The organism is Brevibacterium siliguriense (assembly GCF_900105315.1).
GTDB classification, from domain to species: domain Bacteria; phylum Actinomycetota; class Actinomycetes; order Actinomycetales; family Brevibacteriaceae; genus Brevibacterium; species Brevibacterium siliguriense.
In genome coordinates, this window is record NZ_LT629766.1 from 2620591 (window position 1) to 2632309 (window position 11719).

The 11719-nt window shown below is 63.8% G+C and carries 10 protein-coding genes and 1 other RNA gene; 4 read left to right on the top strand and 7 right to left on the bottom strand.

What is annotated here, in order from left to right; all coding sequences use genetic code 11:
• Positions 1–2: 2 nt before the first annotated feature.
• The 3 genes from BLU88_RS11610 to BLU88_RS11620 are packed head-to-tail and all read right to left on the bottom strand — an operon-like array spanning position 3 to position 4610.
• Complete coding sequence (locus BLU88_RS11610; RefSeq protein WP_092013978.1) at positions 3–3044, bottom strand: bifunctional [glutamine synthetase] adenylyltransferase/[glutamine synthetase]-adenylyl-L-tyrosine phosphorylase; 3042 nt, start codon at positions 3042–3044, stop codon at positions 3–5.
• The gene (gene glnA, locus BLU88_RS11615) at positions 3044–4402 is read right to left on the bottom strand and encodes a type I glutamate--ammonia ligase (protein ID WP_092013981.1); all 1359 of its coding nucleotides are present in this window, start codon (positions 4400–4402) and stop codon (positions 3044–3046) included. The genes BLU88_RS11610 and glnA overlap by 1 nt, the downstream gene beginning before the upstream one ends.
• Before the next feature lie 4 nt (positions 4403–4406).
• Positions 4407–4610, bottom strand: coding sequence for a hypothetical protein (locus BLU88_RS11620; RefSeq protein ID WP_092013984.1), 204 nt, complete (start codon positions 4608–4610; stop codon positions 4407–4409).
• Positions 4611–4930: 320 nt separating this feature from the next.
• Between BLU88_RS11620 and ald the strand changes: the two genes are divergently transcribed.
• Complete coding sequence (gene ald / locus BLU88_RS11625) at positions 4931–6049, top strand: alanine dehydrogenase (protein WP_092013987.1); 1119 nt, start codon at positions 4931–4933, stop codon at positions 6047–6049.
• Between the two features lie 84 nt (positions 6050–6133).
• Here the strand turns inward: ald and BLU88_RS11630 are convergent, their stop codons facing one another.
• Entirely contained in the window at positions 6134–6859 is a 726-nt protein-coding gene (locus BLU88_RS11630) for a FadR/GntR family transcriptional regulator (protein ID WP_092013990.1), read from the bottom strand.
• A 125-nt stretch (positions 6860–6984) separates the two neighbouring features.
• Between BLU88_RS11630 and map the strand changes: the two genes are divergently transcribed.
• Both map and ppgK read left to right on the top strand, forming a co-directional pair.
• Positions 6985–7893, top strand: a complete 909-nt coding sequence (gene map, locus BLU88_RS11635; RefSeq protein ID WP_092013993.1) for a type I methionyl aminopeptidase — start codon at positions 6985–6987, stop codon at positions 7891–7893.
• A gap of 1 nt (position 7894) precedes the next feature.
• Positions 7895–8728 (top strand): polyphosphate--glucose phosphotransferase, encoded by an 834-nt coding sequence (gene ppgK, locus BLU88_RS11640; protein WP_092013996.1) that lies wholly within the window; start codon positions 7895–7897, stop codon positions 8726–8728.
• 56 nt (positions 8729–8784) lie between these two features.
• Here ppgK and rnpB read toward each other — a convergent pair.
• Positions 8785–9148, bottom strand: an RNA gene (gene rnpB / locus BLU88_RS11645) — RNase P RNA component class A.
• A 141-nt stretch (positions 9149–9289) separates the two neighbouring features.
• Here rnpB and BLU88_RS11650 point away from each other — a divergent pair.
• Positions 9290–10066, top strand: coding sequence for a YaaA family protein (locus BLU88_RS11650; RefSeq protein WP_092017441.1), 777 nt, complete (start codon positions 9290–9292; stop codon positions 10064–10066).
• Positions 10067–10121: 55 nt separating this feature from the next.
• Here the strand turns inward: BLU88_RS11650 and BLU88_RS11655 are convergent, their stop codons facing one another.
• Together BLU88_RS11655 and BLU88_RS11660 are read right to left on the bottom strand one after the other, a co-directional pair.
• Positions 10122–10850: a zinc ribbon domain-containing protein gene (locus tag BLU88_RS11655; protein WP_092013999.1), complete on the bottom strand. Its 729-nt coding sequence runs from the start codon at positions 10848–10850 to the stop codon at positions 10122–10124.
• Between the two features lie 14 nt (positions 10851–10864).
• Positions 10865–11719 carry a Nif3-like dinuclear metal center hexameric protein gene (locus tag BLU88_RS11660; RefSeq protein ID WP_092014002.1) on the bottom strand — a complete coding sequence of 285 codons (855 nt, stop codon included), beginning with the start codon at positions 11717–11719 and terminating at the stop codon, positions 10865–10867.

The following is an 11719-nucleotide window of genomic DNA, read 5'->3' on the forward strand; positions in this document are numbered from 1 at the left end:
AGTCAGAAGTCGTAGAAGCGGTGCTCCATCACGGAACGTGCGTGCCTCGTGGTGCGAAGGTAATCGTCTTCGAGGTCATGCCCCGCCCCTGCCGGATAGCCGAGCAGACGGGCCGTAGCCTCTAGCTCGGTGTGCTCGGCAGGCAGCGACTCAGCGGTGCGACCGCGGAAGAGCATCACGGCCGAACGCACATCGGTAGCCAGCTGCCATGCCGCCGCCAGCTGTTCGGCATCCTCGTCGGGCAGCAGATCTTCGTCGGCGGCCACGTCGAGAGCTGTCAGAGTCGAGGTCGTGCGCAGACCTTCGATTCGATGCCCATGCTGGAGCTGGAGCAGCTGGACGGTCCATTCGACATCGGAGAGGCTGCCTCGACCGAGCTTGAGATGCCGCCGCTTATCGGCATTGCGCGGCAGGCGTTCGTCTTCCATCCGGGCCTTGAGAGTGCGCACCTGCGTCAGCGCCTTCTGCGGCATCTCCGTCGGATAGCGAAGCGGATCGATGAGTGCCAGGTAGTCGGCAATGAGTTCGTCGTCGCCGGCTACCGGACGTGCTCGCAGGAGCGCCTGAGCCTCCCACGGCTGGGACCACTTCGCGTAATAGGCCTGGTAGGACCAGAAAGTGCGAACCAACGGCCCGTTCTTGCCCTCCGGACGCAGATCTGCGTCGAGGTCGACACCCTGAGCGCCTTCGCTGGCCTTGAGCCGTGTAGACAACTGGAGGGCCACCTTCGTCACATGCTTGCTCAGGTTCGCACGAGCCTCGGCGTCGAGATCTTCGGCCAAGGGACGATAGACGAACATCGCATCCGCATCGGAGAAGTAGCCGATCTCCCGTCCGCCCCAGCGGCCCATGGCGATGATCCCGAATTCGTAGTCCGGGACCTCGGGGCCGTCCAGGTCAGTGCGGACCGCCTGCAGCGCACCGCGCACCGCCAGGTCCATGAGGTCGGAGAGATCACCGGGTATCTCAGCTCGGTCGCCGACGTCGAGGACATCGCGCAGAGCGATGCGCAGCAGCTCTCGGCTGTAGGTCTCACGGATTGGAGTCACCGCCTCGGCGCCATGGCGTTTGAGCAGTCCATTGACCTCCGCGTTGAGGATCTCCAGGTCGCGGGCCTCGAGGTTCTCATAGCGATCCAGCCAGGCGACGGCAGCGGGCTGACGCAGCAGAAGCTCCGTTGCATACCCGGACAGGGAGAGCACTTCGGCCACCGATTTGGCGGCCAGACCGGAGTCGCGGAGCATCTTGAGGAACCACCCCGACGAGGACAGCGATTCGCTCAGCCGGCGGAAAGCCAGCAGCGCTCGGTCGGGCTCGACTCCATCGGAGAACCAATCGAGCAGGGCCGGAAGCACCTGCTTGATGACCATCGCAGTGCGCGACATTCCGGTGGTCAGTGCCTTGATATGACTCAATGCACCTTGCGGGTCCACGTATCCGAATGCCTGGAGACGGTCGGCGGCAGCCTGCAGACTCGTTCCCCTCTTCTGCGCATCCACGACAGCGCCGTGGATGCCGACGGCCGCCTCGAGGATGGGGCGATAGAAGATCTGTTCGTGAAGGCGGGTGACCTGTTTCGCATAGTCACGGCGGGCTTCTTCGAGGCGGTCACCGGTCCGGGAGCCGGAACGGAAGACGGACCGGGCCAACATCCGCAGCTTGGCCTCATCGTCGGGGATGAGTGCGTTGCGCATCATCCTCGGGATCTGGACTCGGTGTTCGACCACGCGCATGAACCTATACGCGGCGGAGAAGACGGAGGCGTCCTGCTGGCCGATATAGCCGTGTTCCCCGAGCTCACCGAGCGCGACGAGGGTGTTCGGGGTGCGGATGTCCTCATCATTGCTGCCGTGGACAAGCTGGAGCATCTGCGCGGAGAATTCCACGTCCCGCAGTCCGCCGCGACCCAGCTTGATCTGGCGGGGGGCCTCCGTGGCCGGGATGAGGTCGACGACGCGTCGACGCATCGCTCGGATCCCGTCGATGAAGCCAGGGCGGCTGGCCGCCTTCCAGACCAAGGGCAGAAGGGATTCGGAGAACGCCTCCCCCACTTCGACATCACCGGCGACGGGGCGGGCCTTGAGGAGAGCCTGGAATTCCCAGTTCTCGGCGATGTCGTCGTAATAGTGCTCGAATTCCGACAGTGTGCGCACGAGCGCTCCGGCTTTGCCCTCGGGACGCAGTGCCGTGTCGACTTCCCACAGTGCGGGTTCGCCTCCGGCATCGGAGAGGATGCTGCGCATACGTTGGGCGAGGTCGGTGGCCAGGTTCCTGGCTCCTTCCGCCTCGGCGGAGTCGAGGACGAAGACGACGTCGACATCGGAGACGTAGTTGAGTTCTCGTGCTCCGGTCTTGCCCAGAGCGATGACCGCCAGACGAACGTCGGCCGCTTCGTCGCTCTCGGCTCGAGCGATGGCCAGGGCCGCATCAAGCGCGGCCGCGGCCAGGTCGGACAGGACGGCCATGACATGGTCGACGATCTCGTCCGGGGACTCCGCGGACAGATCGTCGGCGACGAGACGCAGCACAGCATCTCGGTAGTTTCGTCGCAGCGCCTTGATGCCTTCGTCTCCGGTCACGGTGGCGCGCGGAGCCGGATCGTCGGGGTCCGCGCCGAGGACCGTGAGCATCTCCGCACGCAGGGACACCGCCGAGGCGGCAGGTGTGGAGATCAACAGGAACGGATCCGGAGCGAGCAGCAGCGGCAGGGAGTCGGGATGTCGGACCAGGTGGTCGACCATCGCCTCGGATGTGCCGACGACCGCGAGCAGTCGGGCTAGGAGCGGACGGTTGAGTTCATCCTCGGCGAGGTCGGTCTTATTACCCGACCTCACCGAGTCCAACAGCGCAGCGGAGCCTTCTCCTGCGGCCTCGACCACACGCAGCAGGCCCAGCGCCGCCCCGTGCGGGTCGGGCACGGCCATGAGCAGGTCGACGAACCGCGAGTCGGTGGCCAGAGGCTCCCCGAGGAGCTCGTCGAGCTCATGGAGGAAGCGGGCGGTCGCATCCGGAATGCTGGTGGTGCGTGAGGTGATTGCGGCCATCACATGGAGGTGAAGTGCTTGGCGAGTTCGTACGGAGTCACCTGCGCACGGTAATCGGTCCATTCCTGACGTTTGTTGCGCAGGAAGAAGTCGAACACCTCCTCGCCCAGGGTCTCGGCGACGAAGTCCGAGCCTTCCATGAGTTCCAGAGCATGGGACAGGCTGCTCGGCAGTGCTTCGATGCCCATCGCCCGGCGTTCCGTCGACGAGAGGAGCCAGACGTTGTCCTCGGCCTCTTCGGGCAGTTCGTAGCCCTCCTCGATGCCCTTGAGTCCCGCCGCGAGCATGAGTGCATAGGACAGATACGGGTTCGCAGCGGAGTCCAATGCACGATATTCGACACGAGCGGAGGAGGACTTCCCGGAGTTGTACTGCGGGACCCGCACGAGAGCAGACCGGTTGCGATGGCCCCAGGAGATGTAGGACGGAGCCTCATGGCCCGTCCACAGTCGCTTATAGGAGTTCACGTGCTGGTTGGTCACCGCAGAGATCTCGGCGGCGTGGGTGAGCAGTCCGGCGATGAACTGACGACCGGTCTTCGACAACTGATATTCGGCGCCCGGCTCGAAGAAGGCATTGTTCTCGCCTTCGAACAGGGAGACATGCGTGTGCATCCCGTTGCCCGGATGCTCGGCCATCGGCTTGGGCATGAATGAGGCGTAGACGCCCTGAGAGATCGCGACCTCTTTGATCACCGACCGGAACGTCATAACATTGTCGGCCATGGTCAGCGCGTCAGCATAGCGCAGATCGATCTCGTTCTGGCCGGGTCCGGCCTCATGGTGGGAGAACTCCACCGACAGTCCCATGGCTTCGAGCATGGTGACTGCTTCGCGGCGGAAGTCGTTGGCCGTTCCGCCGTTGACATGGTCGAAGTAACCGGCTGTGTCGACAGGCATCGGCGCTGTGCCGTCGCTGATCCCGGAGACGGGATCGAGGTTGTCGGTTTTGAACAGGTAGAACTCGATCTCAGGATGCACGTAGAAGGTGAAGCCGCGTTCGGCGGCTTTGGCCAGAGTGCGTTTGAGGACGTTGCGCGGATCAGCCGGCGCCTGCTCTCCCCCGGGGACGTGGATGTCGCAGAACATCCTCCCGGTGGGTTCCGTCTCCCCGCGCCATGGCAGCAGAGAGAACGTAGAAGGGTCGGGCTTGAGGACCATATCGGCCTCGAAGACGCGAGACAGTCCCTCGACTGCCGAACCGTCGAACCCGATGCCTTCGGAAAAGGCACCTTCGAGTTCGGCGGGGACGATGGCCACGGACTTCAGCTGTCCGAGGACATCGGTGAACCAGAGTCGGATGAACCGCACTTCACGATCCTCGACGGTCCTGAGAACGAATTCCTCCTGACGCGACATCTATTCAGCCGTTCCACTTCTCGTCGTCTTCGTCCCACTTCTGATTGCGCTCACGTGCCTTTTCCAGGGCTGCACGGGCGACTTCCTCGGTCTCGTATGGACCCATGCGGTGGGTCCAATCGCTGACCAGACCCTTTTCGACCGTGTTCGTCTCGAGATTGAAGTAATACTTCGAGTCCGGGTCGTCGATATCTTCGTAGAGTCCCATGGCGAGCCTTCTCTCCTCAGCGGGGTTCTGCATTGACACTTTCAGCTTACCGTTTCAGGCGCCGAACTGACGGCACCTGCCGCTCAAGCATCCTAAGCGGTCCCATCTGCGCCTTTGGCGCAATCTGACCCCGACTGGAATCATGTTTTCCGCGATATCTGGTACTCAGACACACTGATTCCGCATTTCTTATGACGAAAACAGGTTTAAAGGTTTGCTCCCCAAACCTTCAAAGGAATAGAGTTGACACCATCGACGGTCGACGGAGAAGTCGGTCGCTTCCGCCCCTGCGGCACATCATCAGGAGAGAAGGACACACAATGCGCATTTCAGTGCCCACCGAGGTCAAGAACAACGAGTTCCGAGTCGCCATCACCGCTGCCGGCGTGCACGAACTCGTCGCCCACGGTCACGAGGTCACCGTGCAGGCGGGAGCCGGCGAGGGCTCCTTCATCACCGACGCCGAATACGAGGAGGCCGGAGCGAAGATCGCCCTCGACGCAGCTTCAACTTGGGCCGCCGGCGACCTCGTGCTCAAGGTCAAGGAACCGATCGCCCAGGAGTACGGGTTCCTGCGCAAGGACCTCGTCCTGTTCACCTATCTCCACCTCGCCGCCGACGAGGCACTCACCAATGCCCTGATGGAAGCCGGCACCACCGCCATCGCCTATGAGACCGTCCAGCCCGACGGCGGCGGTCTCCCTCTGCTGGCTCCGATGAGCGAGATCGCCGGACGCCTGTCGACTCAGGTCGGTGCCCACAGCCTGCTCAAAGCCAACGGCGGCCGCGGAATCCTGCTCTCCGGAGTCCCCGGCGTCGAGCGCGCGAATGTCGTCGTCATCGGCGCCGGTGTGGCCGGAACGAACGCCGCCCGGATGGCTCTCGGCCTCGGCGCGACCGTCGAGGTCATCGACATCAACATTCCGCGCCTGCGTCAGATCGATGAGACCTTCGCCGGTGCCATCGGCACGAAGGTGTCGAACAAGTACGAGATCACGAAGGCTCTGTCCACGGCCGACCTCGTCATCGGCTCAGTGCTCATCCCAGGCAAGAAGGCACCGAAGCTCGTCACCGACGAGATGGTCGCCGGAATGAAGCCGGGTTCGGTGCTCGTCGATATCGCCATCGACCAGGGCGGCTGCTTCGAGAACTCCCGACCGACCACTCACGACGATCCGACGTTCACCGTGCACAACTCGGTGTACTACTGCGTGGCGAATATGCCGGGTGCGGTGCCGAACACGGCGACGGCGGCTCTGACGAATGCGACTCTGCCCTTTGCCGTGAAGATCGCCGATCAGGGATGGCACAAGGCGCTGTCGAACGATTCGGCACTGGCCCGCGGGCTCAATATCCACAATGGTCATGTCACGAACGACAACGTCGCCGAGGCCTTCGGCTTCGAGGCCGTGTCCGTGGCCCACGCTCTAGCCAACTGAGACCCTCCCCCACTAATTGCTACCTGACGGCGGCCCAGATACCTCGCGCGAGGTTGCTGGGCCGCCGTCAGGTAGTAAGTGGGGTCAGTGGCGGGTGACGATGGTCGTGTACCGGAAGTGCTCCTCGCACAGTCGGCCCGCCTCTGCAGCGTCGCCGGCGGCGATCGCCTCGACGATCGCGGCGTGGTCGTCCACGGCATGGTCGAAGAGCTCGGCGGAGAACGGGTCGTGACGGAAGCCGGCATTGATCTTCGTGTCGAGGTCGATGGCCATGCGCACGAGTTCCGGATTGTGTCCTGCCCGGGCGATGGCGAAATGGAACTGCGCGTCCGCGGTGCGGGCGGCGGCAGCCTCGGCGCGTTGGGAATAGACCTCGGCCAACTCCCGGAGCTCGCTCAGCTCATCCTCGGTGCGTCTGCGCGCTGCCGTCGCGGCCAGAGAATTCTGGAAGACGGCACGGGCGTCGAGGAGGTTGCGTCGTTCGGCATGGAACTCGTCAATCCGGCCGGCCATGGGGGCCAGCGCCTCCGGGCGAGCGGATTTGACGAACGTCCCTCCCCCGCGGCCGCGGCGGCGTTCGACGACTCCGAGACGTTCGAGCCGCAGCAGCGCCGCTCGCACACTCGAGCGGGACACCTGCAGGTCCGCGGCCAAAGTGCGTTCGCCCGGCAGCAGGGTGCCTTCCGGCAGCGCCCCGACGGCGATACCGGACAGGATGTGGTCAGCGATCTGCTGCGGTGCGCTCGTCAGGCTCACCACTTCGCCCAGGCCGGCGAACTCGTGGCCCGCCGATGTCGTGTCCTCGCTCAATCTGCCTCCCGCTTCCTTGGCACGGCTGCTTCCGATTCTAGACTCCACCGGGGCATCGCCGCGGAATCGACAGGCGCGCGGACGGCGGGACAAAGCCGCATTTCCAGCATAGGATCGACACCATCATGACTGTTCATACTCGACTGCTCACGCCCGGCACCATTTCGCCCGAACGCGGTGTGCCGAAGGACATCACCCGCCCGGAATACGTTGGCCGTGCCGACGCCGATGAGGGCCGGGGAAACAATTTCTACAGCGCCGAGGAGGTCGAGACGGTCCGCGCGGCCGGTCGGATCGCGGCCAACGCCCTGGCTGCCGTGGGTGAGATGATCGTTCCCGGCATCACCACCGATGACATCGACAAGGTGGCGCATGAATTTATGTGCGATCACGGGGCGTACCCGTCGACGCTGGGCTATCGCGGCTTCCCGAAATCCGTGTGCACCTCTGTCAACGAGGTGATCTGCCACGGCATCCCCGACTCGACCGTCATCGAGGACGGCGACATCGTCAACGTCGATATCACCGCCTACTACCAGGGCATGCACGGCGACACGAACTATACGTTCACCGTCGGTGACGTCGACGAGGAGTCCCGCCTGCTCATCGAACGCACCTATGAGTCGATGATGCGCGGCATCAAGGCGGTCAAACCGGGCCGCCAGATCAACGTCATCGGACGAGTGATCGAGAAGTACGCGAAGCGCTTCGACTACGGGGTCGTGCGCGACTACAGCGGCCACGGGGTCGGCCGCGAATTCCATTCGGGCCTCATCATCCCGCATTACGACGCCGCCCCCGCCCACGCCGAGACGATGGAGCCGGGAATGATCTTCACGATCGAGCCGATGCTCAACCTCGGCACCATCGACTGGGACGTCTGGGACGATTCCTGGACCGTGGTGACGAAGGATCGGAAACGCTCCGCTCAGTTCGAGCACACAATGGTGGTGACCGAGTCCGGTGCCGATATTCTGACCCTGCCCGATGCCGACACCGCGATCGCCGCAGGACCTGCACACGAGGAGAGATGAGATGAGCGCGGAGACCTCCCCACGCTTTGCGATCGGAATCGACATCGGCGGCACCGGGATCAAGGCCGCACTCGTGGACACGGTGACGGGCAAACTGCCGTTCAAGCGACTGCGCGAACTCACCCCGCAGCCGAGCACTCCGGATGCCGTGGCTGCGACGATCGCCACACTGCTGGACGCGCTGAGTGAACGTGCCGTCTCACTCGAACTCGTCACCGATCGCGCCACGCTCGACTCTCTGCCGGTCGGCTGCGGTTTCCCCGGTGTCATCCGCGAAGGGCTCGTCGAATACACGGCGAATCTCGATCAGAGTTGGATCGGTTCGCCCATCGCCGAGATCATCGGGGAGAGCACGGGCCGCACCGTATACTTCCTCAACGATGCGGATGCTGCTGGACTGGCGGAAATGACCTTCGGCGCCGGTCGCAAGCACCGCAAGAAGACAGTGCTTCTGACGACGCTGGGCACAGGAATCGGAACCGCCTTGTTCACGCAGGGTCGACTGGTTCCCTACACCGAGCTCGGCCATATCGAAATGAACGGCGCCGATGCCGAGACGCAGGCTGCCGAATCGGTCAGGACCCGGCTGGGACTGACCTATCCGGAATGGGCGGCTCGGCTGCAGCAGTACTATTCGCAGATCGAGCTGTTCGTCGCCCCGGATATCATCATCGTCGGCGGCGGAGTCTCGAAGTCCCACGACGAGTTCCTGCCGCTGATCAGGACACGGGCGAAACTCAAACCGGCGAAGCTGTACAACAACGCCGGAATCGTCGGTGCTGCGATGATCGCGGTCAACGGAGGCAAGGCGAAGGTCCGTCGCAGTCAGTCCTGAAGGGACGAAGCGCCGCATCAGGAATCGCTAAAGGTCCTGCAGACGATGCGGAGAATGAGGACAGGCCACCGATAAGCCGGGTTCTGTCGACGATTCGGTCGCCCTTCTCGCCTGACGGTCATCTATCTGGGACCGATGTTGCCACCGGCCTCAAGCAATCCACCCGACGACTCGGCGAGCAGCCTCGAACGTCGTCTGTCTGATCTTGCTCCGGATGGGGTTTACCCAGCAGCGACGGTCACCCGCCGCCCTGGTGGTCTCTTACACCACCGTTTCACCCTTACCCAGTCGGAACTGGGCGGTCTGCTTTCTGTTGCACTGGCCCGCGGGTCGCCCCGGGTGGGTGTTACCCACCATCCCCGCTCTGTGGAGCCCGGACGTTCCTCAGCCCATGAGGGCCGCGACCGTCTGGTGACCTGTCCTCAAGCATCCCAGTATAGTCGCTCGGCAGCGACAAGATGCACGCAGCACCCAAGGGCGGCAGATGCCAGGCAGTGCACGTGATCAACCTCATCTCCACCCGGCGCCAGACCTGAACCAACGGAATCATACGATGGTGTGGTGAAGATCCTGCTGCCGCCCTCAGAGGGCAAGACTCCGTCGTCAACCGGTCCCTCCCTCGACCTCGACAGTCTCTCGGCTCCGGAGCTCACCGCGAAGCGCAGACGTGTCCTGTCCGCGCTGAAGAAAACCTCCAAACGTCGGGACGCGCTCGCGAAGCTCGGCGTCGGGGCGTCACTTGCCGAAGACGTCGAGCGCAACACGGTCCTCGATGAGATCCCCTCTGCTCCCGCCTTGCTGACCTATTCCGGCGTCCTCTACGAGGCGATGGGCGCGAGCGAATTAGTGGCACAGTCGGAGAATGACGAGAAGCTGCGCGAACGCCTCCAGGACGTCCACGTCTTCTCCGCCCTGTTCGGCCGTGTGCATGGGCTCGACCCCATCCCCGCTTATCGTTTGGCGATGAAGACCGACCTGGGGGCCCTGGGAAAGCTCACGTCCTATTGGAAGCCGATCCTGGCGAAGTCCTGTTCGCTTGACCTCGCCGAGGTGGCCCTCGACTGCCGCTCGAGCGATTACCGATCCGTGTGGCCGGGTCCCACCGATCAGGTCGTCACCATGGGCGCCGTGTCCGTCAGCGGCGGCAAGCGTCGTGTCGTGTCCCATTGGGCGAAGTTCTACCGAGGTGAGTTCGCCGGCCGGCTCCTCTCCGATGATCGTGCACTGCCGGAGACAGCGGAGGAGCTCGTCGCTCGGGCCGAAGAGTTCTACGAGGTCGAGTTCGACTCACCGACGAAGTCGAAGCCGGCGAACCTCATGATCGTCCTTCGGGACTGACCTGTCCTCCGGGACTGATCCAAGCGGCAGGGCCGACGAGTCGACACAGCCGGTATCAGCTGCGACGCAGCAGCACCGCTTCGCACTCCTCGCACTCATAGGTTTCGTTGGCGTCGGCCCCGAGCATACCGTGCCAGGCTGCTCCGCCGATCTCCTGACCGCAGGCTTGACAGTTCGGTCCATTGAGCAGGGCGGCTCCGGGACCACCTTGTCGAACATTGGCGTCGAATGCCGCCAGCAGCTGCTGCGGCATTTCGCTTCTCGGGCCCGAAGCCGCGGATTGGTTCTCGGCGATGAGATCACGCAGTTCGGCCTTCCGGTCCTTCACGGCGGTCTGCGCCTCTTTGCCGGAGGCCGTGACTTCGCCGATTCGGTCATCGACTGCCGCGAGTTCGCCCTCGGCGGCTTCGAGCTTCTCCATCTCTTCGAGCTGCGATTCTTCGAGTTCGGAGACCCGAGCCTCATGACCGGCGATCTCCTCTTGCAGATTCACCATGTCTCTGCTGGTCAGACCGGTTCCGTCGTTGAGTTCGGCGGTCTTCTTCTCGATCTTCGATCGCTGTGCCTCGATCAGACGGGTGCCCTCGGTGATGGCCTGCTGGTGGCCATCAACTACCGCGGCGGCCTCGGTCCGCTTCTGTCCGAGTTCCTTGTGGCGGGCGATGAGCTCCTGCAGTTCCTCTGCCCGCTTCGGGTTGTCATGTTCGAACTGCAGAGCGCGCCCGTTGGCGGTGAGCTCGATGAGAGTCTGCAGAGCTGTTCTCTGGCTGTCAGTGATGAGCATCCTCTGTCTCCTCGTCAGTACCGTTCGACCCAGGGGTCGGTGTTGACCGCAGAATGCTGCAGCGAAACTGCGAATCCGCGCCGGGTGAACTCGGTCTCAAGAGCTTCGGCCGCCGCGTTCAGCCAGACCGTCTCCGAAGCCCAGTGGGAGACGTCGATGAGCGAGAGTCCTCTTTCCCGGCGGTTCGCCGTGTCGAGTGCCTCGGTGGCCGGGTGATGGCGAAGGTCGGCAGTCACATAGACGTCGGCTCCGCTGGCCCGAACCTCGTCGAACAGCGAGTCACCGGCGCCGCCGCAGACCGCCACACGAGTCACCGTCGCAGCCGGGTCACCGGCGATACGCACACCGGTCGTGGTGCGAGGCAGCTGAGACGCCAGTCGCCTGGCAACATCACGGACCGGAGTGGGCTCGTCGAGGTCGCCGACACGACCGATACCCGTCGGCAGCGATTCGGTTCCCGGCTCAGAAGGGTTGGCGTGCACCGACAGGGGCTGCGCATCCTTGATGCCCATCAGCGAGATAAGCACGTCTGAGACTCCGCCGCGGGCCGAATCGGCATTCGTGTGCGCATTGAACAGCGCAATGTCGTTACTGATGAGGGTGTGCACGGCTCCGCCCTTCAGCGTTGCGGCGTTCACCGACTGCACCGGCTTGAGCATGAGCGGATGATGATTGAACACCAGATCCGCGCCGAGGACAACAGCCTCGGCGATCACCGCGTCCATCGGGTCGAGACCCAAGAGGATCGATCGGACCTCGGCGTCGGGGTCGCCCACGGCCAATCCCACAGAGTCCCAGGACTCGGCCAGAGCCGGTGGCCACAACGAGTCGAAGACCTCAACGCAGTCACTCACCTTCGGATGTCTCAT

Bases quoted from the DNA above. Each gene is read 5' to 3' on its own strand.
- BLU88_RS11610 (WP_092013978.1), bottom strand. From the start codon at position 3,044: ATGGCCGCAATCACCTCACGCACCACCAGCATTCCGGATGCGACCGCC.
- glnA (WP_092013981.1), bottom strand. From the start codon at position 4,402: ATGTCGCGTCAGGAGGAATTCGTTCTCAGGACCGTCGAGGATCGTGAA.
- BLU88_RS11620 (WP_092013984.1), bottom strand. From the start codon at position 4,610: ATGGGACTCTACGAAGATATCGACGACCCGGACTCGAAGTATTACTTC.
- ald (WP_092013987.1), top strand. From the start codon at position 4,931: ATGCGCATTTCAGTGCCCACCGAGGTCAAGAACAACGAGTTCCGAGTC.
- map (WP_092013993.1), top strand. From the start codon at position 6,985: ATGACTGTTCATACTCGACTGCTCACGCCCGGCACCATTTCGCCCGAA.
- ppgK (WP_092013996.1), top strand. From the start codon at position 7,895: ATGAGCGCGGAGACCTCCCCACGCTTTGCGATCGGAATCGACATCGGC.
- BLU88_RS11655 (WP_092013999.1), bottom strand. From the start codon at position 10,850: ATGCTCATCACTGACAGCCAGAGAACAGCTCTGCAGACTCTCATCGAG.
- BLU88_RS11660 (WP_092014002.1), bottom strand. From the start codon at position 11,719: ATGAGACATCCGAAGGTGAGTGACTGCGTTGAGGTCTTCGACTCGTTG.